22 protein-coding genes are annotated in these 26,337 nt (G+C 61.9%); all 22 read left to right on the forward strand.

Annotation, left to right across the window (positions count from 1 at the left end):
- Nucleotides 1-210: 210 nt before the first annotated feature.
- Complete coding sequence (locus tag ACPYOJ_RS15140) at nt 211-1,746, forward strand: ABC transporter substrate-binding protein (RefSeq protein ID WP_481416985.1); 1,536 nt, start codon at nt 211-213, stop codon at nt 1,744-1,746.
- A gap of 135 nt (nt 1,747-1,881) precedes the next feature.
- A complete protein-coding gene (locus ACPYOJ_RS15145) occupies nt 1,882-2,889 on the forward strand; it encodes an ABC transporter permease (protein WP_481416986.1) in 1,008 nt (335 codons plus the stop codon).
- A complete protein-coding gene (locus tag ACPYOJ_RS15150) occupies nt 2,882-3,769 on the forward strand; it encodes an ABC transporter permease (protein ID WP_481416987.1) in 888 nt (295 codons plus the stop codon). Before ACPYOJ_RS15145 ends, ACPYOJ_RS15150 begins: the two co-directional genes overlap by 8 nt.
- Entirely contained in the window at nt 3,766-4,644 is an 879-nt protein-coding gene (locus tag ACPYOJ_RS15155; protein WP_481416988.1) for an ABC transporter ATP-binding protein, read from the forward strand. Before ACPYOJ_RS15150 ends, ACPYOJ_RS15155 begins: the two co-directional genes overlap by 4 nt.
- Complete coding sequence (locus tag ACPYOJ_RS15160; RefSeq protein ID WP_481416989.1) at nt 4,637-5,467, forward strand: ATP-binding cassette domain-containing protein; 831 nt, start codon at nt 4,637-4,639, stop codon at nt 5,465-5,467. Before ACPYOJ_RS15155 ends, ACPYOJ_RS15160 begins: the two co-directional genes overlap by 8 nt.
- 202 nt (nt 5,468-5,669) lie before the next feature.
- Nucleotides 5,670-7,988, forward strand: coding sequence for a bifunctional salicylyl-CoA 5-hydroxylase/oxidoreductase (locus tag ACPYOJ_RS15165; protein ID WP_481416990.1), 2,319 nt, complete (start codon nt 5,670-5,672; stop codon nt 7,986-7,988).
- 7 nt (nt 7,989-7,995) lie between these two features.
- Nucleotides 7,996-8,790 (forward strand): SDR family NAD(P)-dependent oxidoreductase, encoded by a 795-nt coding sequence (locus tag ACPYOJ_RS15170; RefSeq protein WP_481416991.1) that lies wholly within the window; start codon nt 7,996-7,998, stop codon nt 8,788-8,790.
- Nucleotides 8,787-9,638: an enoyl-CoA hydratase family protein gene (locus ACPYOJ_RS15175; protein WP_481416992.1), complete on the forward strand. Its 852-nt coding sequence runs from the start codon at nt 8,787-8,789 to the stop codon at nt 9,636-9,638. Before ACPYOJ_RS15170 ends, ACPYOJ_RS15175 begins: the two co-directional genes overlap by 4 nt.
- A gap of 3 nt (nt 9,639-9,641) precedes the next feature.
- Nucleotides 9,642-10,823 (forward strand): acyl-CoA dehydrogenase family protein, encoded by a 1,182-nt coding sequence (locus ACPYOJ_RS15180; RefSeq protein WP_481416993.1) that lies wholly within the window; start codon nt 9,642-9,644, stop codon nt 10,821-10,823.
- A gap of 12 nt (nt 10,824-10,835) precedes the next feature.
- Complete coding sequence (locus ACPYOJ_RS15185; protein ID WP_481416994.1) at nt 10,836-12,023, forward strand: acyl-CoA dehydrogenase; 1,188 nt, start codon at nt 10,836-10,838, stop codon at nt 12,021-12,023.
- 8 nt (nt 12,024-12,031) lie between these two features.
- Complete coding sequence (locus ACPYOJ_RS15190) at nt 12,032-12,463, forward strand: acyl-CoA thioesterase (RefSeq protein WP_481416995.1); 432 nt, start codon at nt 12,032-12,034, stop codon at nt 12,461-12,463.
- Complete coding sequence (locus tag ACPYOJ_RS15195; protein ID WP_481416996.1) at nt 12,441-12,836, forward strand: RidA family protein; 396 nt, start codon at nt 12,441-12,443, stop codon at nt 12,834-12,836. The genes ACPYOJ_RS15190 and ACPYOJ_RS15195 overlap by 23 nt, the downstream gene beginning before the upstream one ends.
- 9 nt (nt 12,837-12,845) lie before the next feature.
- The gene (locus ACPYOJ_RS15200) at nt 12,846-14,816 is read left to right on the forward strand and encodes a 3-hydroxyacyl-CoA dehydrogenase NAD-binding domain-containing protein (protein WP_481416997.1); all 1,971 of its coding nucleotides are present in this window, start codon (nt 12,846-12,848) and stop codon (nt 14,814-14,816) included.
- A 394-nt stretch (nt 14,817-15,210) separates the two neighbouring features.
- On the forward strand, nt 15,211-16,470 hold the full coding sequence (locus ACPYOJ_RS15205) for an ABC transporter substrate-binding protein (RefSeq protein ID WP_481416998.1): 1,260 nt from the start codon (nt 15,211-15,213) through the stop codon (nt 16,468-16,470).
- A 59-nt stretch (nt 16,471-16,529) separates the two neighbouring features.
- Complete coding sequence (locus ACPYOJ_RS15210) at nt 16,530-17,399, forward strand: carbohydrate ABC transporter permease (RefSeq protein ID WP_481416999.1); 870 nt, start codon at nt 16,530-16,532, stop codon at nt 17,397-17,399.
- Nucleotides 17,389-18,198: a carbohydrate ABC transporter permease gene (locus ACPYOJ_RS15215; RefSeq protein ID WP_481417000.1), complete on the forward strand. Its 810-nt coding sequence runs from the start codon at nt 17,389-17,391 to the stop codon at nt 18,196-18,198. Before ACPYOJ_RS15210 ends, ACPYOJ_RS15215 begins: the two co-directional genes overlap by 11 nt.
- 21 nt (nt 18,199-18,219) lie before the next feature.
- Nucleotides 18,220-18,969, forward strand: coding sequence for a glycerophosphodiester phosphodiesterase family protein (locus ACPYOJ_RS15220; RefSeq protein WP_481417001.1), 750 nt, complete (start codon nt 18,220-18,222; stop codon nt 18,967-18,969).
- Entirely contained in the window at nt 18,966-20,033 is a 1,068-nt protein-coding gene (locus ACPYOJ_RS15225; RefSeq protein WP_481417002.1) for an ABC transporter ATP-binding protein, read from the forward strand. Before ACPYOJ_RS15220 ends, ACPYOJ_RS15225 begins: the two co-directional genes overlap by 4 nt.
- A 31-nt stretch (nt 20,034-20,064) precedes the next feature.
- Nucleotides 20,065-20,952 (forward strand): MurR/RpiR family transcriptional regulator, encoded by an 888-nt coding sequence (locus ACPYOJ_RS15230; protein ID WP_481417003.1) that lies wholly within the window; start codon nt 20,065-20,067, stop codon nt 20,950-20,952.
- Nucleotides 20,953-21,082: 130 nt separating this feature from the next.
- Nucleotides 21,083-21,493, forward strand: coding sequence for a VOC family protein (locus tag ACPYOJ_RS15235; RefSeq protein WP_481417007.1), 411 nt, complete (start codon nt 21,083-21,085; stop codon nt 21,491-21,493).
- 179 nt (nt 21,494-21,672) lie between these two features.
- Complete coding sequence (locus tag ACPYOJ_RS15240; RefSeq protein ID WP_481417004.1) at nt 21,673-22,215, forward strand: thiamine pyrophosphate-dependent enzyme; 543 nt, start codon at nt 21,673-21,675, stop codon at nt 22,213-22,215.
- 457 nt (nt 22,216-22,672) lie between these two features.
- Nucleotides 22,673-26,337, forward strand: a 3,665-nt coding sequence (locus ACPYOJ_RS15245; protein ID WP_481417008.1) for an ATP-binding protein, incomplete at its 3' end; no start/stop codon positions are given.

A 26,337-nucleotide genomic window follows, 5' to 3' on the forward strand; every position in this document is an offset into this window, starting at 1 on the left:
GATACCTTTGTAGGATCGCGCCGACGCGCCCAATGAGTAGCGCTCGTAAATATATGCTGCGGCATATGATTGGGAGGTTGTTCAAGCTTCAGCAAAGTGCTTGCCGGTTCGCGTTACTTATTTTAAGGTTGAAACATTCCGATAATAAATTGCCAGCGGCAGCCGAGGCCGGTGCAAAGCCTCCTTCCGCTAACAGGGGAACGGAAAACTATGACGACACTTACTCGGCGCGAGGCATTGAGCCTCGGCGCAGCAACTTTCATTACTGGGATTCTCGCAGGTCGAAATATCGTCTCTGCTGCCGAAAACGGCACGCTGACGATAGCCTTCAACGTCAATCTGCCATCCTTCGATCCCACGACCGGCCCATCGGCGGTCAATCCGAGCATCCAGGCCATTTATCGGTCGGTCTTCGACCAATATATCGGCCAAGGGCCGGACCTGAAGTTTCAACCTGGCCTGCTGACGGACTGGGGCTGGAACGAGGACAAGACCAAGGTCTGGATGGATGTCCGCGAAGGCGTTACCTGGCACGACGGCTCGCCGTTTACGCCGGAAGACATCGTCTGGTCGCTGACGCGTGCGGCTGACCAAAAAGGTGGCAATCCGATCTCCTTCATCTGGTCGACGGCCGGCAACTACAAGATTGACGGCAAGCGCATCACCGGTGATGTGCTGCGCTTCGAGCCGACCTACTTCAAGTGGATGGCGTTTCTTACCGGCTACGTCCTGCCCAAAGCCTATTATGAGAAGGTCGGGGCCGAAGGCTTCGAGAAGAAGCCGATCGGCACCGGCCCCTACATGGTCGATGCCTATGAGGGCAACGCCTTCCTGCGCCTCAAGGCAAACCCGAACTACTTCGGCGACAAGCCGGCCTTCGACACGGTCGTCTTCAAGTTCGTGCCCGATACGACAAGCCGCGTTGCTGAAATCGAATCCGGATCTTCCGACCTCACGCTCGAAATTCCCTACGAGGATTTCGATCGCCTGAAGAAGAAGTCTGGACTTGCCGGCGTCGCAGCACCGATCTCCGATATCGGCATGATCTTCATCAACAATATCGACGTGATGCTGGATAAGAACGTGCGTCTGGCCGCTCATCACGCGATCGACAAGAAGGCGATCGTTGGCCGCCTGCTGCGCGGCTACGGCGTGCCGATCGACACGCTGGAGGCACCGGAGTACGACGCCTTTGATCCGTCGATCGTCGTCGGCTTCGATGCTGAGAAGGCGAAGAAGCTGCTCGCCGCGTCCGGTTACTCGTCGGCAAAGCCGGCCAAGTTCAAGATCCAGACGACGCGAGGCTTCAAGCCCAAGGATTACGAGATGATCCAGGCGATCGTCGGCATGTGGCGCAAGGTCGGCATCGAGGCGGATATCGAGGTTTACGAAATCGCCAAGCACTACGAGCTGCGCGCTGCCGACACTCTGGCGCCGGCCGCCTTCTACAACTGGGGCAACGCGATCGGCGATCCGACCACATCGACGGGCTTTGCAATGTTTGGCCCCTCGCCGCACTCGGTCTGGAACACCGACGATCTAGACAACATGATCGGACCGCTCTGGGGCGAAAAGGACGAGGCAAAGCGAATTGCGGGGTGGAAGGCCGTCAGCAAGTATATTGCCGAAGAGGGCTACGTGATCCCGCTTCTGCAATACGCCCAGCCGATCGTTTACAAGTCGAGCCTCAAGGTGACCCCGAACGTTTCGGGCGCCTTGCAGCCGATACTGGTCGCCAAGGCGTAAACCTGCTTCCAACCGGATGATGAATCCGGCTCCGGGCGGGTTGAAAAGCCCGTCCGCATTCCGAAATGGCATCCTTTGCAGGCGCTGCTGCCGCAACTTGGCGGCAACTCGACGTCCTGCGAGAAATATGAGCTGATGATAGCGCTTTCTATCTTCAATCGCGTCGTCATGGCCGCCGTCACTTTGTTCGGCGTCGCCCTGATCGTGTTCGTCCTGTTGCGTGTCGTCCCTGGGGATCCGATCGCCATGATGATTTCGCCGGGTGCGAGCGACGCGGATGTTGCCGCCTTACGCGCACATTACGGCCTGGATGCGAGTCTGCCGGTACAGTTCGGCCTGTGGCTGAAGGCCATGCTGGCTGGTGACTTCGGCACCTCGATATCCCTCAAACGCAGCGTTCTCGACCTGCTTGGCGAGCGCCTGCCGGCAACGGTTGAGCTCGCCATTGCGGCCCTCTTCGTGGCGGTCGGATTGGGGGTAGCGATAGCGGTCGTCGGCACCTTGCTGCGGCACAGCCCACTTGAACCAATCATCGACGCTCTGAACAGTCTCTTTCTGGCCGTTCCGGACTTCGTCTGGGCCTTGGCACTCGTCCTGGTGCTCGGCGTCTTCTATCCGCTGTTTCCGCTTTCCGGCCGCATCGACCCGACGATCGACATGCAGTTCGCGACACCGTTCTATCTCATAGAAAGCCTGGTCCGGCTGCGGTTTGCCGTGTTCGGCGATGTCGTCGCGCACATGGTGATGCCGGTTCTGGCGCTTGGGCTGCCGCTTGCCGCGATCATCGCTCGCGTCCTCAAGGCGGCATTGTCTGAAGCGATGGTCCAGGACTACATCCTGCTCGCACGGCTGAAAGGCATATCGGAGCTTCGTCTTGTGCTGCAGGAGGCGCTGCGCAATGCAATCGGCCCGACCATTGCATTGACCGGCGTCCAATTCACCTTTCTCATCGGCGGCACCGTCATCGTCGAGCGCATCTTCTCCTATCCCGGCATCGGCAACATGGCGATTGACGCCGTCATCAACCGCGACCTGCCCTTGATCCAAGGGCTGGTGCTGGTGTTCGGGGTGCTGTTCATTCTGGTCAACCTGCTTGTCGATCTGCTCGTCGCCGCGTTCAATCCGAGGCTGCGCCATGGTTGATATCGTGTCCCACCCTGTCCATCCGACGGCAGCCCAGCGGCGGCTCCGCGCTCTTCTGGCTCAGCCAAAAGTTGTCCTTGGCGGCGCCTTCATCCTCATTCTCATCACCCTTGCAATCTTCTCGCCCTGGATCGCGCCAAAAGATCCGCTCGAACAGGATCTGATGCTCGGCACTTTGCCGCCCGCCTGGGTCGACGGGGCCGAGCCCGGTTATTATCTCGGCACCGACGATCTCGGCCGCGACGTGCTCTCGCGCCTGATCTTCGGCACCCGCATCGCGCTGCTCGTTGCCTTCGTCGCAGCAACGCTCGCCGCCCTGATCGGTACCTTTCTCGGCCTTGTCGCCGGCTGGTACGGCGGCTGGGCGGACCGGGTCATTTCGCGCCTCGTCGACATATGGATGGCGTTCCCGCCGGTCCTGCTGTCAATCCTTCTCGTCGCTGTTTTCGGCGCCGGCGTTCACTCGGTCATTGCCGCCATCGTCATCATCGATTGGACGCGGTTCTGTCGCGTTGTCCGATCCGAGACGAAAGCTCAGGCGCAGATGGACTATGTGACCGCCGCGCAAACCATCGGCTTTCCGCGTGCTCGCATCCTCTTCTCCGAGATATTGCCCAATGTCGCGCCTGTCCTTATCGCGCTCGTCAGCCTGGAAATGGGCATTGCGGTGATCGTCGAGGCAATCCTGTCCTTCGTCGGTCTTTCCGTCTCTTCGGACACACCGACCTGGGGTGGCATGATCGCAGCCGGCCGGCAGATGATCTATCAGGGCTGGTGGGTCATGGTCGCGCCTCTGATCGCATTGTTCGCCACGGTCCTTGCGTTCAATCAATTGGGCGACGGCCTGCGCCGAGCCCTCGATCCGGTGATGCGCCGATGAGCACCGGTCCTCTCCTCTCCATAACCGGGCTGACGGCTGTTTCCGATCGCGACGATGGTGCTCCCATCCTCAGGGACGTATCCCTGGCTCTGACGCGCGGCGAAGTGCTGGGTCTCGTCGGCGAAAGCGGCGCCGGCAAATCCACCATTGCAAAGGCCTTGCTCGGCATCCTGCCGCGCACCGTTCGTGTCACTGGCGGCTCCGTTCTGTTCGAGGGTCGCGATCTGTTGACCCTTACTCCAAAGGCCTTGCGGCGGATCATGGGAAGCGAGATCGCGCTCATTCCGCAGGATCCGCAAACAGCGCTCAATCCGGGCCGGCGTATTGAGGCGCAGCTGACCGACGGCCTCAGAATGGCGCGGGGGATGTCTGGGCGGCAAGCGCATGAACGCGCGATTGCGCTCCTGGAGGAGGTGCATATCAGCGATCCCGAGCGTGTACTCAAGGCCTATCCGCATGAGCTTTCCGGTGGCATGCGCCAGCGCGTGCTGATTGCCGCCGCCTTTGCGCTCGAACCTAAGCTCGTCGTTGCCGACGAACCGACGACGGCACTCGATGTGACCGTGCAGAAGCAGATCCTGCGTCTGATCCGCGGAATGCAGGACAAGCACGGGACGGCTGTCATCTTCGTGACCCACGACCTCGGCGTCGTCGCGCAAATCTGCGATCATGTGACCCTGCTTTATGCTGGCAAGGTCATCGAGGCAGGGTCGACGGCCGATGTGCTCGACCGCCCGGTTCATGCCTATACGAAGGCTCTTCTTGCGGCGAGCCCGCGCTACGATCGGCCGGACGCCGGGCTGACGCCTGTTCCGCAGGCTGTATTCGACCAGCTGCGGCGGGAAATCGGAACAGAGGCGAGGCCCCATGTCTGACGAGCTGCTGACGGCATCCGATATCGAAGTCACCTATGGCGCGACCCGCGGGCTTCTGGGCAAACCCGGCGGGGGCCACAAGGTGCTGCATGGCGTAGACATCGCCGTCCGGCGCGGTGAAACGATCGGCATCGTTGGTGAATCCGGCTCAGGCAAGACGACGCTCGGACGTGCCATGCTCCGGCTCATCGATGTCTCGGCCGGCACCATACATTTCGACGGGATCGACATCACCCGGATGCCCGATGCTGCGCTTCGGCCGCTGCGCAGCCGCATGCAGATGATCTTTCAGGATCCGATGGCATCACTCAATCCGCGCCACACGATCCGGCGCATTCTCGTCGAGCCACTGCTGCTGCACCGTCTGGCAGACGACGCGAAAGCCGCCGAACGGCGGGTCGCCACGATCTTCGAGCGCTTCATGTTGCCGACCGCCTGCCTTGATCGCAATCCGCATGAGCTGTCGGGCGGCCAGCGCCAGCGCGTCGGCATTGCCCGCGCTGCACTGCTTGAACCGGACTTCGTGCTGGCCGACGAAATCGTTTCGGGGCTTGATGTCTCGACGCAGGCACAGGTCCTCAACCTGATGAAGGAGCTCTCGCGGGATCTCGGCCTGTCCATGGCCTTCATCAGCCACGATCTGTCGGTGATCCGCGCGGTCTGTGACAGGGTCTATGTGATGCGCGACGGTCGCGTGGTCGAGCAAGGATCCTGCGATCGCGTCTTCTCGGCACCGGAGAACGCCTACACCCGCGCCTTGCTGGACGCCATTCCTCTGCCGCGCATCGAGCCCGGCTGGCTGGACCGGGTCGCCGAGGTGTAACGGTTCGGCAAGTCAGGGATTCGAGCGGCGGTGGGTGGCGGCAATCAGCAGCGACGCGGATGTCTCTTGCCCTGCAACAGTAGGCACGAGCCCACAGCCTGCAGGAACTTCGTGGATTTAAAGCTTGACGCCTCGCTCTGCGTCGATATATTTTAAACTTCAAATAACTCACACGACACGGCGTGAGTGGGAAGGAATGAAGATGCGCATCGTCTGTATCGGGGGAGGCCCCGCGGGGCTCTATTTCGGGCTTTTGATGAAGAAGCTTCATCCGGAGCATTCCATCCGCGTCGTCGAGCGCAACCGCCCCTACGACACCTTCGGCTGGGGCGTCGTCTTCTCCGATGCGACCATGGCTGCGATGCAGGAATGGGATCCGGAAAGCGCGGCTGAAATCCAGGACGCCTTCAATCACTGGGACGATATCGAGGTCTGGTTCAAGAACACCCGCCAGCGCACGTCGGGCCACGGCTTCGTCGGCATCGGCCGCAAGAAGCTGCTCAACATCCTCCAGAAGCGCTGCGAGGAACTCGGCGTCGAGCTGATCTTCGAAACCGACGTCAGCTCCGATCTCGACTTCCCGGATGCCGATCTGGTGATCGGTTCCGACGGGCTGAATTCGAAAGTCCGCAATCACTATCCGGAAGTGTTCCAGCCCGACATGATCACGCGGCCGAACCGCTACATCTGGCTCGGCACCGACAAGCTCTACGACGCCTTCACCTTCGACTTCCGCAAGACGGACCACGGCTGGTTCCAGGCGCATATCTACAAGTTCGACGACAAGACCTCGACCTTCATCATCGAGACGACCGAAGAGGCCTATCTGGCGCACGGTCTCGACAAGATGGATCAGGACAGCTCCATCGCGTTTTGCGAGAACCTGTTCTCCGAGGTGCTGGAAGGCGCTTCGCTAATGACGAATTCGCGCCATCTGCGGGGCTCTGCCTGGCTGAACTTCAACCGCCTGATCTGCGACAAGTGGAGCCATTTCAACGGCAACTCGCATGTCGTGCTGATGGGCGATGCGGCCCATACCGCGCATTTCGCTATCGGCTCCGGCACCAAGCTTGCGATCGACGACGCGATCGAGCTGACGAGACAGTTCCAGATTCACGGTCACAGCAACGAGCAGATCCCGGCGGTCCTCGAAACCTACGAGGAGATCCGCCGCGTCGACGTGGCGCGCATCCAGAATGCGGCGCGCAACGCCATGGAGTGGTTCGAGGTCGTGGGGCGCCGCTACGCCGATACGCTTGAGCCGGAGCAGTTCATGTATTCCATGCTGACCCGCTCGCAGCGCATCAGCCACGAGAACCTGCGCCTCCGCGACAAGACCTGGCTCGAAGGCTACGAGCGCTGGTTTGCGAAGAAATCGGGCATCGCTGTCGGAAATGACAGGTGCCTGCCGCCCATGTTCACGCCCTATCAGCTGCGAGGAACCACGCTGGTCAATCGCATCGTTGTCTCGCCGATGGCCATGTACTCGGCACAGGATGGGTTGCTGAACGACTTTCATATCGTCCATCTCGGCTCTCGGGCGCTAGGCGGTGCCGGCCTGGTGTTCGCGGAAATGACCTGCGTCTCACCCGACGCCCGCATCACGCCCGGTTGCCTCGGCCTCTGGAACGAAGAGCAGGCCGCGCAATGGTGCCGGCTGGTCGATTTCATACACACCAACAGCCCCGCCAAGGTCGGAATCCAGATCGGCCACGCCGGTCGCAAGGGTTCGACCAAGCTTGCCTGGGACGGCATCGACCAGCCCGTCAGCGACGGCGGCTGGCCGCTGATCTCGGCCTCCGCCGTGCCTTATCTCAAGAACAGCCAAGTCCCGAAGGCGATGGATCGCGCCGATATGGATCGCGTCAAGGCAGATCATGTCCGTGCGGCGGAACTCGCGGCTACGACGGGCGCCGACTGGCTCGAGCTGCATTGCGCCCACGGCTATCTGTTGTCGAGCTTCCTCTCGCCGGTCACCAACCTGCGCGACGACGAGTATGGCGGCAGCCACGAAAATCGCGCTCGCTACCCGCTGGAGGTCTTTCGCGCAATGCGCCTCGTCTGGCCCGAGGACAAGCCGATGTCGGTGCGCCTTTCCTGTCATGACTGGACGGACGGCGGCAACACGCCGGAGGATGCGGCGATCTTCGCGCAGATGTTCAAGGATGCGGGCGCCGATCTGATCGATTGTTCGTCGGGTCAGGTGTCCAAGGAAGAGCAGCCGGTCTACGGCCGCCTCTTCCAGACCCCGTTCTCCGACAAGATTCGCAATGAGATCGGCATCCCGACGATCGCCGTCGGCGCAATCTCGGAGGCCGATCACGCCAACTCCATCATCGCCGCCGGTCGCGCCGACCTGTGCGCCGTTGCCCGCCCGCATCTTGCCGACCCCGCATGGTCGTTGCATGAAGCGGCGAAGATCGGCCTGACCGCGATACCGTGGCCGAAGCAATATCAGTCCGGCAAGTATCAATACGAGGCCAACCTCGCCCGCGCCGCAACCGCAGCGCCCGGCAAATAGGCAAGGCATGATGACCACTTCCGGAAAACTTTCGGGCCGTCATGCCCTCGTCACCGGCGCCGGTTCCGGTATCGGAGCGGAGATCGCCCGTGCCCTGGTTTTGGAGGGGGCACGTGTGACGCTCGCCGGTCGAAGGCGCGAGCCGCTGCAGGCTCTCGCCGAAGAGATCGGGACCAAGGGCGTTCATCTCGTCGATGCTTTCGATGTGACAAGTGCAGAAGCGATCGCGAAAGGTTTGGCGAGCGCGCGGACAACATTCGGCCCTGTCGACATCTTGGTCAACAATGCCGGCGAAGCACCGAGCGCAGCCTTCGAAAAGACCAGCCTCGACATGTGGAACCAGGTTCTCGCCGTCGATCTGACCGGCGTCTTCCTCGTGACCCAAGCAGTTCTGCCGGATCTCAAGGCGCGGGGCACTGGTGCGCGCATCATCAATATCGCTTCGACCGCGGGGCTGACAGGATACGGATATGTCTCCGCTTATGTCGCGGCCAAGCACGGCGTCGTTGGCTTGACCCGGTCGCTGGCGCTGGAACTGGCAAGGACCGGGATTACCGTCAATGCGGTCTGCCCGGGCTTCACCGACACGCCGATCATCGCGCGATCGATCGAGACGATCGTCGCAAAGACGGGACGCAGCGCCGAACAGGCGCTCGCTGAATTCACGAAATCCAATCCGCAAGGCAGGCTCGTCAAGCCCGAAGAGGTTGCGGATGCAGTGCTATGGCTGGCGGCACCCGGCAGCGCATCGATCAACGGGCAGGCCATTGCGGTGGCCGGCGGGGAGGTTTTGGCGGGATGAACGACAAGGACATGACGATGCAGGGACATCTGCGCTCCTTCAAGGATTATCAGGCCCGGTATTTCCTCTGGGAGGTGAGTGAGAACGGCCGCGTTGCGACGATTACGCTGAATCGGCCCGAGCGAAAAAATCCGCTGACCTTCGACAGCTATGCCGAGTTGCGCGACCTGTTCCGCGATCTCGCCTATGCGTCGGACGTGCGGGCGATCGTGCTTTCCGGGGCCGGCGGCAATTTCTCATCTGGCGGTGACGTGTTCGAGATCATCGAGCCGCTGACGCGCATGGCAATGCCTGAACTCCTTGCCTTCACGCGCATGACAGGCGATCTCGTCAAGGCGATGCGGAAATGCCCGCAGCCGATCGTCGCCGCGGTCGACGGCATCTGCGCCGGGGCTGGCGCAATTCTCGCCATGGCATCCGATCTCAGGCTAGCGACCCCTGAAGCCAAGACCGCGTTCCTCTTCACGCGCGTGGGGCTTGCGGGGGCAGACATGGGCGCCTGCGGGATTCTCCCGCGTATCATCGGCCAGGGACGCGCCGCCGAATTGCTGTACACCGGCCGCTCCATGACGGCCGCCGAAGGCAACGCCTGGGGCTTCTACAATGCGCTTCATCAGAGCAGCGATCTGGACGGCGAGGCGCACAAACTCGCCCTCTCGCTGGCCGATGGCCCGTGGTTTGCTCATGGCATGACCAAGACCATGCTGAACCAGGAATGGGCCATGGGCATCGACGAGATGATCGAGTCCGAGGCGCAGGCACAGGCCATCTGCATGGCGACGCAGGATTTTCGCCGCGCCTTTGAAGCCTTCGCCGCCAAGCGCAAGCCAGAGTTCCAGGGAAACTAGGCGATGAGCACCGCCGCGACATTGACCGGTCCATCCCGGGATCATCTCGACTGGCCTTTCTTCGAAGGCAGGCATCGCGAATTCCTAGCCCGGCTGGACGCATTCGCTGGGTCGGATGTGATGCCGGCGATCGATCACGCCGATGTCGATGCCGCATGCCGCAAGCTCGCCCGGGCATTGGGCGATGCAGGGGTCCTGAGCGTAGCAACGGGCGTTTCCGAGACCGAGCCGTTGATCGATTCTCGGCTGGTATGCCTGACGCGCGAAACCCTTGCCTGGCACGACGGGCTGGCCGACTTCGCCTTTGCGATGCAGGGGCTCGGGACCGGTGCGATCGGCCTCAGCGGCTCGGCCGCGCTTCGCGCCGCCGTCATGCCGAAAGTGCGCAGCGGCGAATGGCTCGCTGCCTTTGCACTGTCTGAAAAAGACGCCGGATCGGATGTCGCGGCCATGGCCTGCGCGGCTCGCGCAGACGGCGACCATTACATTCTCGACGGCGAAAAGACCTGGATCTCCAACGGTGGTATCGCCGATGTCTATACCGTCTTCGCTCGAACAGGCGAGGCGCCGGGCACGCGCGGCATTTCAGCCTTCGTCGTCTTTGCCGATGACCCCGGCTTCTCGATCGCCGAACGCATCGACGTGATTGCGCCGCATCCGCTGGCAACGATCTGCTTCGAGAACTGCCGCATCCCCGCATCGCGGCGGCTTGGCAATCCGGGCGAAGGCTTCAAGATCGCCATGCGTACCCTTGATATCTTCCGGGCTTCGGTCGCAGCCGCCGCCTTGGGCTTTGCCCGGCGTGCCCTTGACGAGGCGCTTGCGCATGCAAGGGCGCGACCGATGTTCGGTGCAAAATTGGCCGATCTCCAGCTGACACAGGCGGCCCTCGGCGACATGGCGACGGGGATCGATGCGGCGGCGCTGCTAACCTACAGGGCGGCATGGCGGCGGGACGTCCAGCAATTGCCGACAACGCAGGAAGCGGCCATGGCAAAGATGACCGCGACGGAAACGGCACAGGTTGTCATCGACCGTGCCGTCCAGCTGTTCGGCGGTCGCGGCGTGCGGTCGGGCGAAATCACCGAGAAACTCTACCGGGAGATACGCGCGCTGCGCATTTATGAGGGCGCGACTGAGGTGCAGAAACTCATCATCGCGCGCGAACTCCTGAAAGCCAAATAATGGGAGCTATTGATGTCTAATACCCGCGAGATCTTCGACTGGGCCGACCCGTTCCGGCTGGTCGAGCAGCTGACCGACGAGGAGCGCATGGTGCAGAATACGGCACACGCCTATGCGCAGGAAAAGCTCGCACCCCGTGTTCTCGAAGCCTTCCGCCACGAGAAGACCGACCCTGATATCTTCCGCGAAATGGGCGAGCTCGGGTTGCTCGGCCCGACGATTGACCCGGAATATGGCGGCGCGGGTCTCGGCTATGTCGCCTACGGCCTGATCGCCCGCGAAGTGGAGCGCGTCGATAGCGGCTACCGCTCGATGATGAGCGTGCAATCCTCCCTCGTCATGGTGCCGATTGACGCCTTCGGTTCGGAGGCGCAGAAGCAGAAATACCTGCCCAAGCTCGCCACCGGCGAATGGATCGGCTGCTTCGGCCTCACCGAGCCGGACCACGGCTCCGATCCGGGCTCGATGGCGACGCGGGCACGGAAGGCCGACGGCGGCTACAGCCTCACCGGCGTCAAGACCTGGATTTCCAACGCGCCGATCGCCGACGTCTTCGTCGTCTGGGCCAAGACCGAGGACGGCGTGATCCGCGGCTTCATCCTGGAAAAGGGCTGGAAGGGACTGTCGGCCCCCGCCATCCACGGCAAGGTGGGGCTGCGCGCCTCAATCACCGGCGAAGTGGTGATGGATAATGTTTTCGTGCCGGAAGAGAACCTGCTGCCCAACGTCAGCGGCCTCAAGGGCCCGTTCACCTGCCTCAACTCTGCCCGCTTCGGCATTGCCTGGGGGGCGCTGGGGGCGGCCGAAGCATGCTATGCGACGGCGCGGCAATATGTGCTCGACCGCAAGCAGTTCAACCGGCCGCTGGCCGCCAACCAGCTGATCCAGAAGAAGCTTGCCGACATGGCAACCGAGATTACGCTCGGCCTGCAGGGCTGCCTGAGGCTCGGCCGCATGAAGGAAGAAGGCCATCCACCGGTGGAGCTGACCTCGATCCTCAAGCGCAACTCCTGCGGCAAGGCGCTCGAGATCGCCCGCGCCGCCCGCGACATGCTCGGCGGCAACGGCATCTCCGACGAGTTCGGCGTTGCCCGCCACCTCGTCAACCTCGAAGTGGTCAACACCTACGAGGGCACCCACGACATCCACGCTCTCATTCTCGGCCGCGCCATTACCGGCATCGCCGCATTCGCGAATTGAGGCAAGCTGTGGGGTTTCGAACGACAAAGCCGCTGCGCTTCGGAGACTGCGATCCCTCGGGGATCGCCTATTTCCCATCCTACCTCAACATCCTCGTCGGTGTTCTGGAGGACTACTTCGCATCGCTCGGCTTTCCCTGGAAGACCCTGATCGAGGACCGCCGGATCGGTGTCCCCACCGTGCGGCTGGACGCGACCTTCTCATATCCTGGCTTCCAGGGCGATAAACTCGAATTCGACGTTGCGGTTCGCGGTATCGGCCGCTCCTCGCTCGATCTCGAGCATACGATATCAGCAAACGGCAGAGTGCTTTGGACCGCGCGCCAGCGCGTCGTCGCCACTTCGCTCGATACCCACCAATCACTCGCATGGCCGGTCGACATCCGCGCCGCATTGACACATCATCTGGAGACGACTGATGCACACGATCCTGCAGCCTGAAGGCTGGGTGAAGCCGATTGGATACGCCAACGGCATGGCAGCGACGGGCCGCATGGTTTTCGTCGGCGGGCAGATCGGCTGGAACGAGCGCTGCGAGTTCGAAACGGACGACTTCGTCGAGCAGGTGCGCCAGACACTGAAGAACGTCGTAGCCGTGCTCGCCGAGGGCGGCGCCAAGCCGCAGCATATCACTTCGATGACCTGGTACTTCACCGACAAGGCGGAGTATCTCGGCAACCTGAAGGGTATCGGTCAGGCTTATCGGGAAACGATCGGCAGGCATTTCCCAGCCATGGCCGCCGTCCAAGTGGTCGCGCTCGTCGAGGATCGCGCCAAGGTCGAGATCCAGGCTACTGCCATCATCCCGGAATAGGATCTTGCCATGGGCACGCTGATCTTCTCTGACACCATCTCGGCGACGATGAGGGATGGCGTTCTGCTGGTGCTGATCGACAATCCGCCGGTCAACGCGACATCTCCCAGCGTCCGCTCCGGTCTGATGGCGGCGCTGGATTATGCGGCGGCTGAGGACGCCGTTCGCGGCATCGTCATTTCCGGCACCGGCAAGGTGTTCATCGGCGGGGCCGATATCAAGGAATTCGGCAAGCCCCCCGAAGCTCCGTTTCTGCCGGATGTCTATCTGCGCATCGAGCAGTTCGGCAAGCCAGTGGTGGCGGCGGTCAACGGCGCCGCGCTCGGGGGCGGCTGCGAGCTGACGCTAGCCTGCCATGGTCGTGTTGCCGCGTCCGCCGCGAGCTTCGGCCTGCCAGAGGTCAAGCTCGGCATTGTCCCAGGTGCCGGCGGCACGCAACGCCTGCCGCGGCTCGTTGGCTTTGTCGCCGCTGTCGAGATGATCGGTACCGGTCGTTCGCTGAAGGCGAGCGAAGCGCTCGGCATCGGCTTGATCGACCGCATCGCTGCCGAGGCTCTGGTTGCAGACGCGAGCGCCCTCGTTGACGCCATGGCAGGCGGCGAGCTTCGCAGAACCGGTGCGCTTGTTATCAAGACGATCAGCGATGCCGACATCGATGCTGCTTGTGCGAAAATTCTTGCCAAGGCGCGCGGTCAGGCCGCACCCGTCGAGGCCTTGCGGCTAGTGAAGGCCGCCATGACGCTGCCATTCGCGGACGGTCTTGCCGAAGAGCGGAGGACGTTCCTTCGCCTGCGTGATTCACAGGAGGCGGCAGCGCTACGGCACGTCTTCTTTGCCGAGCGGGCCGCCGGAAAAGTCGAGGGGCTGGAAAAGGTTACGCCGCGAGACATTCGATGCGTCGGCGTGGTCGGCACTGGGCTGATGGGTTCCGGTATCGCCGTCTCGGCGCTGAATGCCGGCTACCAGGTCATTGGCGTGGAACAGAGTGAGGAAGGCGCCGCCAAGGGGCACGAGCGCATAGCGGGGCTTCTTGACAAGGCGGTACAAACCGGTCGGCTCGACGCCGCTGGCCGGGAGGAGCGGCTGCGCCGGCTTACCGTCGCTTCGGACCTCGACGCGCTTCGGGATGCCGATCTCGTCATCGAGGCGGTGTTCGATGATTTCGACGTCAAGACCGACCTTTTCCGCCGTCTCGACGACGTCGTGCGGACCGACGCGATCCTCGCCACAAACACGAGCTATCTCGATCCTGACGCCATCGCCGCCGCGACGCGCCATCCCGAGCGTGTCGTCGGGCTGCATTTCTTCTCGCCCGCAAACATCATGCGACTGGTCGAAGTGATCAATTGCGCACGCACCGAGAGCGAGGTCCTTGTGACGGCGATGGCCTTTGCAAAACGTCTCGGAAAGCTCGCCATCGTCTGCGGCGTAACGGAAGGCTTTATCGGCAACCGGGTCTTTTCCGCCTATCGGCGCGAGGCAGAATTCATGGTTGAGGACGGCGCCTTGCCGCACGAGATCGACCAGGCGATGGAAGCCTATGGGTTCCCAATGGGTCTCTTTGCCGTCTACGACATGGCGGGGCTGGAGATCGCCTGGGCGCGGCGCAAGCGCCAGGCCGCCACCCGTGATCCGGCCACCCGCTATGTCGATATCGCCGACCGCCTCTGCGAGGCCGGACGCTTCGGACAGAAGTGTGGCCGCGGCTGGTATGCCTATCCCGATGGAAAACGGACAGTCGATCCTGACGTAACCGCCCTCGTCGTGGCAGAGCGGACGAGGAAAGGAATCAAGCCACGTTCGCTCACAGCGGACGAGATTATGACAAGGCTTCTGAGGGCGATGGCCGACGAGGGCCAGGCTCTTCTAGCGGAAGGCATTGCAATACGCGCAAGCGACATCGATCTCGTGATGATCAACGGATACGGCTTTCCGGCCCATAAGGGCGGTCCGATGTTTGCGGCAGGGATAGCGGCCTGATCGGCTGCCCTGGCCCCTGCCCTGGAATGCATGCTCCTTACCGGGAAACCGCCCGGCGCTGACATCGCCAAAGTTATTCCGCCGGCGGCGCCAAGGAGGATATTTCGAGAGCAGCAGGACCACGGACGGTGGGGCACCACCCACGCCGTACAAAAGCTGCTCGTCGATATTCCTGAATCGGAAGCCGCCTGAGCCGATGCCATCCTCCATGATTCCGGCCGTATTGCGCCAGACAAGCCTCATCGATCCCCGGCCGCGGCCTTAATTCCGGACCGCTCGATATGTTGGACGCACTCCGCGTCATCAAAACTTCGCACAGCCTTCAAGAAACTGTCTCGACCTCTCGCTAAACGTCGCGGAAACGAATGCAATTTTTTTTGCAAAGGAGAGATTAATGTCACGGAAATTGCAACGTGCGGTCGCGGCGAGCGTCCTTTCCCTTTTTGCCATGGGCGGCTCGGCTCATGCCGAGACGACGGTCAAGTTTTGGCACAGCTTCAGCAAATCCTCCGGCGAGGCGCTGAACAAGATCATTACCAATTTCGAAGCGGCCAATCCCGATATCCATGTCGAAACCGAATATGTCGGCGATTACAACGATATCGTTGCCAAGCTGCAGGCGGCCATTCCGGCCAACCGCGCCCCCGATGCCGTGATCATGGAAGTCACCCGCTACGGGCTCTTCGCCGACCGCGGCGCACTGACCGACCTCACGCCCTATTTCGACGCAGACCCGCTGAAGGGCGACCTATATGACTACGCCCGCGAAGTCGGCGTCTATAATGGCAAGAACTACATTGTGCCGTTCAACTCCTCGACGCCCGTCCTGTACTACAACAAGGATATCCTCGACCGCGCCGGCTTTACCCAGGAGCCGCCGCTCAAGACCTTCGACGATATCCTCGCCGTTTCCAAGACGATCACCGAAAAGCTCGGCTCCGAAGGCATCACCGGCATCGCCGCTCCGGGCCAGTTCGCCCGCTGGGGCCTCGTGATGTCTAACGACAGCGAGCTGATCGACTCCAAGACCAATGACATCCTTCTCGACTCTCCTAACACGATCGAGGCCTATCAGTGGATGGCTTCGCTGGTCCACGAGCAGAAGGTCGCCTCTCCTGATGGCGTTACCGACGAAGATGTCGGCCGTGACGCTTTCTATGCCGGCAAGGTCGGCATGTTGCTGAACTCGACCGGCGATTACGGCGGCGCGAAGAAGGCGCTCGGCGACAAGCTCGAAGTCCGCCCAATGCCCTGCAACAAGGTCTGCTCCGTTCCGATCGGCGGCGCCGGCATCGGCATCCTGTCGTCCTCCCCGAAGGAGGTCCAGGACGCCGCCTACAAGTTCATCAGCTACGCCGCTTCGCCGGAAGCCAATGCCATCTGGTTCGCCGCCACCGGCTACCTGCCGATCAACAAGAAGAGCGCAGCGCAGCCGGTTGCCGCTCAAGCGCTTGCCACCCAGCCGGGTATCGACGTTGCCGTCAAGCAGCTCGATTTTGCTCATGGCCGCGCCCGTCCGCCGGTCGTCACCTGGATGCGCTCGACCGAGTACAAGATGTGGGAAGCAATGGCACTAGGCCAGCGCGACGTCACGGAAACGATGAAGGACTTCGCCGCGCAGACCCGCGAGGAAGCCAAGCGTTCCAGCAACTAAGCCTCTCCCGGCAAGACGGCGGGCCTTGGACGGCCCGTCGTCGCAACCGATCTGGTCCCATGATCCGCACCCTCACACCCTATCTGCTCGTCGCACCGTTGATAATCTTCATCACGGTCTTCACCTATGTCCCGGTGATCACGAGCGTGAACCTCAGCTTCCGCCACTGGGATTTCCTCTCCCCGACCATGCCTTTCGTCGGCTTCGAGAACTACCGCCTGCTGCTGGATTCCCGCGACTTCTGGAACTCGCTGAAGGTCACGGCACTCTTCGCGCTGATTTCCGTGCCTATCAGGCTCGGGCTGGCACTTATGATCGCAAGCTATCTCGTCCGCGAAACATTGCCGGTGCGGTTGTTGCGCGGGGCCCTGTTCCTTCCGTCGGTCACCTCCACCGTCTCGATCGCCGTCGTCTTCTCCTGGCTCTTCGCGACCGATTACGGCATGGTGAACGCCGCCCTCACCTCACTCGGCCTCGGCAAGGTGCAGTGGCTGCAGGATCCACACCTCGCCCTATGGGTGCTGATCGTCGTCAATACCTGGAAGCAGCTCGGCTACGACATCGTCATCTATGTCGCCGGCCTGCAGGCGGTGCCGCAGGAGCTCTACGATGCCGCCGCCGTCGATGGCGGCCGGCGCTTCCACGTCTTCCGGCGGGTGACCGTGCCGCTCGTCATGCCGACCACCTACTTCCTGCTGGTGATTTCGGTGATCGAGGCCTTCCAGGTCTTCACCATCGTCGACATCATGACCCATGGCGGCCCGGCTGGCGCAACCGACATGCTCGTCAACCTCCTCTACCGCGTGGGTTTCACCCTCTTCGATATCGGCAGGGGCTCGGCGCTTGCGGTCCTGCTCTTCATCTTCCTGATCGTGCTGGCACTGATCAAGTCCGTCGTTATCGGCCGGAGGGTGCATTATGAAGCTTGAAAGCCCAATCGTGACGGGCCTGGCGCTCCTTGCCGGGCTCCTCTTCCTGTCGCCCGTGCTTTACTCCATCTGGATGTCCTTCGAGACCGCGCAGGCCTATTATACCGGCAACTACGAATTCACGCTCGACAACTATGTCCGCGCGATCGCGGAATATAATTTCGCCCGCTATCTTCTGAACAGCATCATCGTCTCGGGTCTCGTGACGCTGCTCGGCATCACGGTCGCGACCATGGCCGCCTTCGCTTTCGCACGCTACCGGTTCCGCGGCGGCAACCTGCTGTTTGGCGCGACCGTCGCAACGCTAATGATCCCGAGCCACATCAGCCTGATCCCCAACTACCTGACGCTGGCAAAGGCCGGCCTGCTCGATACTTATGCCGGTCTCATCCTGCCGGCGATATCGAACGGCTTTGCCGCCTTTTTCCTGCGTCAATACATCAAGGGCATCCCGAAGGCGCTGGACGAGGCCGCTTATATGGATGGGGCAACGCCCTTGCAGGTGCTCTGGCGGGTGATCGTGCCGATCGCGCGGCCGGCGATCTTCTCGATGGGTCTCTACATCTTCATCACCGAATGGAACAACTACATCTGGCCGCTGGTCGCTGTCGGCAAGGACGACCTTTACACACTGCAGATCGGTCTCGCCCGGCTTTACCACATCAATTCCGGCGAAGGGCTGGTCGACTGGCCGCTCGTGATGGCTGCCTCGACGATCACGATCCTGCCCGTGCTCCTCGGCTTCTTGCTGGTCGAGCGCCATCTCGTACGCGGCATCACGATGGGCGCGGTCAAGTAATTCATGAAAAGGGACAAGCATATGACACGCATCGCTTCACATCGCGGCGGCACTCTGGAATTCGGCGACAGCACGCCGCAGGGCTTCGGCGCCACGGCGAAAATGGCGCTGGAAGAAGTGGAATTCGATGTTCACCCGACAGCCGACGGCGCGATCATGGTGCATCACGACGCCACGCTCGACGGTACCACCGACCGCAGCGGCGCGATTGCTGCGATGAGCGAGGCCGAGGTCCGCGCTGCGGTCATCAACTACGGTGCCGGCGGCCACCCGATATCGCTGTCGGAACTCTGCGCCATCTACGCCGACAGCAAGGTCGACTTCCGCTGCGAGATCAAGCCCGGCATCGATGGCCGGCCTTACCCCGATTTCGTGCCGCATGTAGTCGAACTGCTCGCGCGTCACGGCATGCTGGAAAGGACGACCTTCTCCTCTTTCCTGGTCGACTCTCTGGATGCGCTCGCCGCGGCGAGCGACCGGCCGATACTCTGGCTCGTCAGCCCGCCGGTGCTGCGCCAACTCGGACCGGCCGCCGTGATCGAGGTGGCGCGTACCCACAACATTCCGGAAATCGGCGTGCATGTGGATACGGCCGATGCGGCTCTGATGGCGATGGTCCGCGGGGCGGGTCTCGATTTTGGCTGCTGGGCCGCGCATACCACCGAACAGATCGAAAAGGTGCTGGCCCTTGGCGTGAAAGTCTTCACAACGGACCGGCCGAGCCTTGCGATCACCCTGCGTGGCCGCCAACGGGGAGAAGACAATCGATGAGCGGAATCATCCTGCGCGACATCCGCAAGTCCTATCCCGGCGGTCCTGAAATCCTGCACGGCGTCTCGATGGATATCAGGCCCGGCGAATTCATCGTCATCGTCGGCCCCTCCGGCTGCGGCAAATCCACCCTGCTGCGGCTGATTGCCGGCCTCGAGCGCTGCGAACAGGGCGATATCGAGATCGGCGGCAGACGGGCCAACGATCTTGCTCCCCAGGATCGCGACATCGCGATGATCTTCCAGAACTACGCCCTCTATCCGCACATGACGGTGCGCCAGAACATTGCCTTTGGCCTGGAGTTGCGTGGCATGCCGAAGGCTGAGCGCAACGCGCGCGCCGAAAGCGTGGCGAAGACCTTGCAGCTCGAATCCTATCTCGACCGCAAGCCGGGAGCGCTTTCCGGCGGCCAGCGCCAACGCGTGGCAATGGGGCGAGCCATGGCGCGGAACAGCTCGACCTTCCTGATGGATGAGCCGCTGTCGAACCTCGACAACGCGCTGCGCGTCGCCATGCGCACGGAGATCAAGGAACTGCACCGGCAGCTCGGCGCCACGATCGTCTACGTCACCCATGACCAAACCGAGGCGCTGTCTCTTGCCGACCGGATCGCCGTCATGAAAGACGGCGATCTGCTGCAGTTCGACACCCCGGAAGCAATCTACGACCAGCCGCAAAATCGGTTCGTCGCCGGTTTTCTCGGTGTTCCCGCCATGAATTTCATTCCTGTCGAACAATTGCCCGGCTGGCAGGGCAGACAAGGACTGGCCATCGGCTTGCGGCCTGAATCGATGTCCATTCGGGCCGAAAAGCCGCATGAACCCGCCCTTCCCGTGCGGATTATGCTGTCGGAAATGACCGGCTCCGACATCATCCTGCATTGTGACAGCCCGGCCGGCCGCCTCACGCTGACAAGCGCACGTGAGGATGTGCCGCGCAATGCCAGCGACCTCTGGGTGACCTACAACCTGAACCGGGCGGTGTTTTTCGATAACCAGAACGGGAGCCGCGTCGATCTTGCGCCCCAAGACCGGCGAATTGAAATAGCGGCAGCGGGGCGCTAAAGCCTTAGCGGCAACAATCGGCAGGGAATCGATGGGCACGCAGAACGAAATTCCGCAACTTCTCGTCGATCTCATCAGCCGCAATTCAGCAAGGCTCACGGAGGCAGATACACGTCTCCTGGATGTGCTGATGCAAGATCCGCTGCGTGCAGCGATGGAGAACGGCAAGGCGGTTTCCTTCCGCGCGGGCGTGCACCCGGCCTCAGCCGTGCGCCTAGCGCGACGACTCGGGTTCAAGGGCTATCCCGAATTCAGAAGCTTCCTTCAGGCCAATCTCATGGAAGGAGGAGGCGACTTTGAAAGTCCGGCAGCCCGCATGGCAGCCCGCCTCGTCCGGGCGGAGGAAGGCGGGGTTTTAGCTTCGGTGCTCGACAGCGAGATCGCGGCGCTTCAACAGGTCCGCAACAGCGTCTCCGACACCGACATTCGTGCATTCTCGGAAAGCCTGCGCGATTGCCGCCGGGTTTACGTGTTCGGGCGCGGCCATTCCGCGGCCCTATCCTCGCTTATCGCGCTGCGGCTCAACCGCTCCGGATATGACGCCGTCGACGTCGGCAGCCAGATGCATCAATTTCCCGAGGCGCTGACGGCGCTTTCGGCGGACGACGTGCTGTGGCTGCTCGCCTTCCGCAGAGCGTCGCCGCTCATTCACCAGGTCCGGGAAATTGCCGCCCGGCGAGGCACGAAAACGCTGGCGCTGACAGACTTGCGCGGCGCGCGCATCGATCCCGCGCCTTATCGTCAGATTTCGGTTTCGCGCGGCGAAGCCGGGGAGTCTCAATCACTCGTCGTGCCCATGACGATTGCAAATGCCGTGATTCTCGATCTCGCCGCGATCGACGATGGCCGCTCGCTACGCGCACTCGCCGCCTTCAAGGCTTTCCGAGCGACGTCCGGCCTGTCGCAAGCGCTTCTATAGCTTGTCCATCTGAGAGCGGACGCGGATGCCCAGGCGTCGGCCCCCGCGGTTCCCTTTGAGCCTGCGGCTAAGGCTTGCGGTTCGCTGGCAGAGGCGTAACCTGAACGCGACAATAGCGGAGGTGCAGATCATGGCCGCATGCTTCCGGTACATCGTCGACAACGTCGAGGCCGCAATCGATTTCTACACCAAACATCTCGGCTTCAAGCTCGAGATGCATCCTGCCCCGCCGTTCGCAGAAATTTCACGCGACGACATGCACCTCTATCTTAGCCAGCCAAGCCCACGGGGTGGTGGCGCTTCCATGCCGTCAGGAGAGCAACAAGCGCCGGGCGGCTGGAATCGCATTCATCTCACTGTCGAGAACCTGGATGAGCTCGTCGAACATCTGAAATCGGCGGGCTGTCGCTTTCGCAACGAAATTATCCAGGGCGTCGGCGGGAAGCAGATCTTGCTGGAGGACCCCTCCGGAAATGTGATTGAATTGTTTGAGCCAAACACCGCCGCCTATCGCCCCCCCGGATTTGGAGCGGAAACATAATTATCGACGCAACTCCGCGATCAAGAACCACCGCCAGAGATGGCGGCGACGGCGGAGCTTTCGGGCTCGCTTGCAGATAGTTACATGCTCTACTGTCTGACTCTTCGCCGTTATCTAGCGATCGACGGGCCGGCCTCGCCCTGAACACGCCGAGCAAGGGTTTGTCGCCGCAGCGTGCCATGGAAGTCGCCCGGGCGGTCCTGCCCCGTGACACGATCGCAACCTGCGACGCCGGCGCAAGCCGTCTGCTGATCGTCCAGAAATGGCAACCCTACGGCCCGCGCGAATTCCTGACTTCCAACGGCCTCGGCTCGATGGGATATGCCGTGCCGGGAGCGCTCGGCGCCCGACTTGCCTATCCGGACAGGCCGGTGGTCGCGTTCACCGGCGACGGCGGCTTCCTCATGGCGATTGCCGAACTGCAGACGTCCGTGCGCGAAAACCTGCCGATCATCGTCGTCGTGCTCGACGACCAGGAGATCGGCCTCATCCGGGTCAAGCAGGAGATCAAAAAGATCCCAAAATACGGCATTTCGGTGGGCGGATGCGACTGGGAAAAGCTCGCCCAGGGCTTCGGCGCGGACGGCGTGACCGTCGACACGGAAAACGGTCTTCAGGACGCCCTCAAGATCGCCCTTAAGACCGGCAAGACGACCGTTGTCGCGGTACGGATCGACGGATCGGGCTATGTCGACCAGTTCAACGCCCTGCGCGAGCTTTGAGCGCAGCGGTCCTGGCTTGTGAAGCGGCAGCGGGCAACGCCCCAAAAGAAAGCCCTTGCCGCTTCCGCCACGCATCGCCGCAGTGTTCGTGCGGTCGATGATCACGGCTCCCGCCTTGCGCCAGTTTCGAACCGCGGAACTGTCAACCTCCGCAATTCTGTCCCTATGCGCCCACAGCACGCCGGCTCCAGAGCGCTGCTTCGGAGGAGCCCATGAAAGACCGAAGCCGCCGAAATGCACTTCATCGAGGCAAAAGCGCAGGTTCCATCCAGACAAAATCGGCAACTGGGCTGCCCTGCAAACCCTTCACCCATCATAATTTTTCACGGCGACTTAAAGGAAAAAGGGCGGTGATGTGCTAACATCCCGGCTCTGGCCAACTTGGGTGGACGAACTGGAGACGAATGTTGCGGCCAGTTTGCCAGGAGAGCTGGGCCTGGCGGTGAAAGTCCTGCAGATGACCCCAACTTTTCGGTTCGGCACTGAAGATGACGGCAGTTTCCAGCTTCTATGGGAAGACGGCGAACGCGTCTTCTGCCGGGGATGGCATCTCGACCCTGACGGGGCACGTAAGCCCGTGCTGGCGGTGCTGCCCGCCGCGGAGCATCCGACGCCCGCCAGTCTCGATCGTCTCGCTCACGAATATGGATTGAAGGACGAACTGGACAGCGCATGGGCGGCGCGGCCGCTGGAGCTCGTGCGTGAACACGGTCGGGCCGTGCTGGTGATCGAGGACCCCGGCAGCGAGCCCCTCGACCGGCTGCTCGGTGCTCCCATGGAGATGGGAGAGTTCCTGCGCCTGGCCGTCAATATCGCCGCGGCCGTCTGCCAGGTCCACCAGCAAGGTCTCGTTCACAAGGACATCAAGCCGACGAACATCCTGATCGCAGGCGCGGGCGGAAAGGTGCGGCTGACTGGCTTCGGCATCGCCTCGCGCCTGCGCCGCGAGGAGCAGGCGCCGAAACCTCCCGAGTCCATCAGCGGAACCCTGGCTTACATCTCGCCCGAGCAGACCGGACGAATGAACCGGTCTATCGACTCCCGAAGCGACCTCTACTCACTCGGCGTCACCTTCTACCGGATGCTTACGGGCAATCTGCCCTTCACGGCCTCCGATCCGATGGAATGGGTACACTGCCATATCGCCAGGACGCCGGTCCCGCCCGCTGAGCGGTGCAAGACGGTACCCACCATGGTCTCAGCGATCGTCGTGAAGCTGCTCGCCAAAACGGCCGAGGAGCGCTACCAGACTGCCGCCGGGGTCGAGCAGGATCTTCGACACTGCCTGACGCAGTGGGAAGCTCAGGGGAGGGTCGACGCCTTTCCGTTACGCCAGTACGACACGCCGGACCGGCTCCTGATCCCCGAAAGGCTCTACGGTCGCGAGCGCGAGGTCGCGACGCTACTCGCCGCCTTCGACCGTGTCGTCAAGGGCGGCGCTCCGGAGCTGGTACTAATCTCCGGCTATTCCGGCATTGGCAAGTCTTCCGTCGTCCATGAACTGCACAGCAGCTTGGTACCGCCGCGTGGCCTATTCGCCGCGGGCAAGTTCGACCAGTATAAACGCGACATCCCTTATTCGACGTTGGCGCAGGCGTTTCAGAGCCTCATCCATCCGCTTTTGGGAGAAAGCGAAGCTGAGTTGGCCGGCTGGCGCGATGCTTTTCTGGAGGCGTTGGGTCCGAACGGACAGCTCATGATCGATGTCGTCCCCGAGTTGCGACTCATCATTGGAGAGCAGCCCCCGATACCTGATCTTCCACCCCAGGACGCCCAAGGCCGCTTCCAGCTGGTATTCCAGCGTTTTATCGGCGTATTCGCCCGGCCCGAGCATCCGCTCGCGCTGTTCCTCGACGATTTGCAATGGCTGGATGCAGCCACGCTGGATCTCGTCGAACATCTGCTGGCGCAGCCGGATGTGCAGCATCTGCTGCTGATTGGTGCTTATCGGAGTAATGAAGTCGAAACCACGCATCCGCTGCGGCGCAAGCTCAAGGCTATTCGGCAAGCCGGAGCCATCGTCCATGACATTGCGCTTGCGCCTCTTCGCCAGAGAGATTTAGCGCAACTGATCGCGGATGCCATTTGCGGCGCGCCGGAGGGGGCTCTCCCCCTTGCGCGGCTGGTGCACGACAAGACGGCCGGCAATCCATTTTTCGCCATCCAGTTCGTTTCCGCTCTCGCCGACGAGGGACTGCTCACCTTCGATCACAAGCCGGCGCGCTGGTCGTGGGACATCGAACGCATACGCGCCAGGGGATACACCGATAACGTTGCGGACCTCATGGTGGGCAAGTTGAACCGCCTGCCCCCTGAAACACAGGGAGCGATGCAACAACTCGCTTGTCTCGGAAACGTCGCGGCCATCAAGACGCTGTCCCTGGTTTCTGGCACCGCGGAGGCGCAGGTTCATTCGGATCTATGGGCGGCCGTCCGCGCCGAACTGGTTAAGCAACAGGAAGGTTTCTATAGGTTCATCCATGACCGGGTACAGGAGGCGGCTTACTCGCTGATCCCGGAAGGCTTACGAGCCGAGGCCCATCTGCGGATCGGCAGGCAACTGGCAGCGCATACGCCTCCCGAGCAGCGTGAGGAGGCGATCTTCGAGATCGTCAATCAGCTTAACCGAGGCGCGCCTTTGATGACTTCGCAGGATGAACGTGAGCAACTGGCTGAGCTCAACCTGATTGCGGGCAAGCGCGCCAAGGCGGCGACAGCCTACACCTCGGCATTGAAGTATCTTGCGGTCGGCGAGATGCTGCTGTCCGAGGCGAGCCGGAAACGCAACTACCCGCTCTTCTTTGCTGTCCAATTCCACATGGCCGAGTGCGAATTGCTGACGGCTGATTTGGCAGCGGCGAACACTCGGCTTTCGATGCTGGCACGGCTTTCCAGAGACGTGCATGATATCGCCGCCGTCGCACGTTTGCGCCTGACGCTTTACACGACTTTGGACCAGAGCGACAGCGGCGTGGAGGTCTGTCTTGAATACCTCCAACGGGTCGGCACCCAATGGTTACCGCATCCGACGAGGGAGGAAGTGCGTCGCGAGTACGATCGAATCTGGTCGCAGCTCGGAAGCCGGTCGATAGAGGGCCTTATCGACGGGCCTTTGATGAATGACGCAGACGCACTAGCCACTCTCGATGTTCTGACCGAGGTCGTGACGCCGGCACTGTTCACCGATGATAATCTGGTTTCACTCGTCATCTGCCGGATGGTCAATCTCAGTCTCGAGCATGGCAACAGCGATGGATCATGCTTCGCCTACGTCTGGCTTGGCATGATTGCTGGACCGCACTTCGGTAACTATGAGGCCGGCTTCCGCTTCGGCCAACTCGGCTATGACCTGGTGGAAAAGCGTGGATTGCAACGCTTTCAGGCGCGTACCTATATGTCCTTCGGAAATCTCGTCATGCCATGGACGAGGCACGTCAAGACCGGCCGCGATTTGGTGCGTCGCGCTTTCGATGCTGCGAACAAGATAGGCGATCTCACTTTTGCGGCTTATACCTGCAACAACCTGAACACGAATCTTCTCGCGGCGGGTGACCCGCTCGCCGAGGTCGAACTCGAAGCAGAACATGGTTTTGCGTTTGCGAAGAAGGCGCGGTTTGGTCTCGTCATCGACATTATCAAGGCCCAACTTGGGCTTGTCCGAACGCTTCGCGGATTGACGCCGAAGTTCGGCACCTTTGATAGTGAGCAATTTAATGAGCTTGGTTTCGAACGCCATTTGGCGAGTGACTCGCGCTTGGCCCTCCCCGAGTGCTGGTACTGGATCAGAAAGCTGCAGGCGCGCTTCTTTGCCGGCGACTATGCCGCCGCCATTGACGCTTCATCAAGGGCGCAACGGCTGCTTTGGACATCTCCATCTTTCTTTGAAGTGGCTGAGTATTACTTCTACAGTGCGTTGTCCCATGCTGCGTTCTGCGGCTCTGCCACGGCTGGCCAAAGCCGGCAGCATGTCGAAGCTCTCGCTGCCCATCACAAACAATTGCAGGTCTGGGCCGAAAACTGCCCGGAGAACTTCGAGAACCGCGCTGCCTTGATCGGTGCCGAGATCGCCCGCATCGAAGGCCGCACGCTCGACGCCATGCGGCTCTACGAACAGGCCATCCG

The organism is Rhizobium sp. SVR5-9E (assembly GCF_056755095.1).

Excerpts from the sequence above, each read along its gene's own strand:
- ACPYOJ_RS15140 (WP_481416985.1), top strand. The coding sequence starts at position 211 with ATGACGACACTTACTCGGCGCGAGGCATTGAGCCTCGGCGCAGCAACT.
- ACPYOJ_RS15145 (WP_481416986.1), top strand. The coding sequence starts at position 1,882 with ATGATAGCGCTTTCTATCTTCAATCGCGTCGTCATGGCCGCCGTCACT.
- ACPYOJ_RS15150 (WP_481416987.1), top strand. The coding sequence starts at position 2,882 with ATGGTTGATATCGTGTCCCACCCTGTCCATCCGACGGCAGCCCAGCGG.
- ACPYOJ_RS15155 (WP_481416988.1), top strand. The coding sequence starts at position 3,766 with ATGAGCACCGGTCCTCTCCTCTCCATAACCGGGCTGACGGCTGTTTCC.
- ACPYOJ_RS15160 (WP_481416989.1), top strand. The coding sequence starts at position 4,637 with ATGTCTGACGAGCTGCTGACGGCATCCGATATCGAAGTCACCTATGGC.
- ACPYOJ_RS15165 (WP_481416990.1), top strand. The coding sequence starts at position 5,670 with ATGCGCATCGTCTGTATCGGGGGAGGCCCCGCGGGGCTCTATTTCGGG.
- ACPYOJ_RS15170 (WP_481416991.1), top strand. The coding sequence starts at position 7,996 with ATGATGACCACTTCCGGAAAACTTTCGGGCCGTCATGCCCTCGTCACC.
- ACPYOJ_RS15175 (WP_481416992.1), top strand. The coding sequence starts at position 8,787 with ATGAACGACAAGGACATGACGATGCAGGGACATCTGCGCTCCTTCAAG.
- ACPYOJ_RS15180 (WP_481416993.1), top strand. The coding sequence starts at position 9,642 with ATGAGCACCGCCGCGACATTGACCGGTCCATCCCGGGATCATCTCGAC.
- ACPYOJ_RS15185 (WP_481416994.1), top strand. The coding sequence starts at position 10,836 with ATGTCTAATACCCGCGAGATCTTCGACTGGGCCGACCCGTTCCGGCTG.
- ACPYOJ_RS15195 (WP_481416996.1), top strand. The coding sequence starts at position 12,441 with ATGCACACGATCCTGCAGCCTGAAGGCTGGGTGAAGCCGATTGGATAC.
- ACPYOJ_RS15200 (WP_481416997.1), top strand. The coding sequence starts at position 12,846 with ATGGGCACGCTGATCTTCTCTGACACCATCTCGGCGACGATGAGGGAT.
- ACPYOJ_RS15205 (WP_481416998.1), top strand. The coding sequence starts at position 15,211 with ATGTCACGGAAATTGCAACGTGCGGTCGCGGCGAGCGTCCTTTCCCTT.
- ACPYOJ_RS15210 (WP_481416999.1), top strand. The coding sequence starts at position 16,530 with ATGATCCGCACCCTCACACCCTATCTGCTCGTCGCACCGTTGATAATC.
- ACPYOJ_RS15215 (WP_481417000.1), top strand. The coding sequence starts at position 17,389 with ATGAAGCTTGAAAGCCCAATCGTGACGGGCCTGGCGCTCCTTGCCGGG.
- ACPYOJ_RS15220 (WP_481417001.1), top strand. The coding sequence starts at position 18,220 with ATGACACGCATCGCTTCACATCGCGGCGGCACTCTGGAATTCGGCGAC.
- ACPYOJ_RS15225 (WP_481417002.1), top strand. The coding sequence starts at position 18,966 with ATGAGCGGAATCATCCTGCGCGACATCCGCAAGTCCTATCCCGGCGGT.
- ACPYOJ_RS15230 (WP_481417003.1), top strand. The coding sequence starts at position 20,065 with ATGGGCACGCAGAACGAAATTCCGCAACTTCTCGTCGATCTCATCAGC.
- ACPYOJ_RS15235 (WP_481417007.1), top strand. The coding sequence starts at position 21,083 with ATGGCCGCATGCTTCCGGTACATCGTCGACAACGTCGAGGCCGCAATC.
- ACPYOJ_RS15240 (WP_481417004.1), top strand. The coding sequence starts at position 21,673 with ATGGAAGTCGCCCGGGCGGTCCTGCCCCGTGACACGATCGCAACCTGC.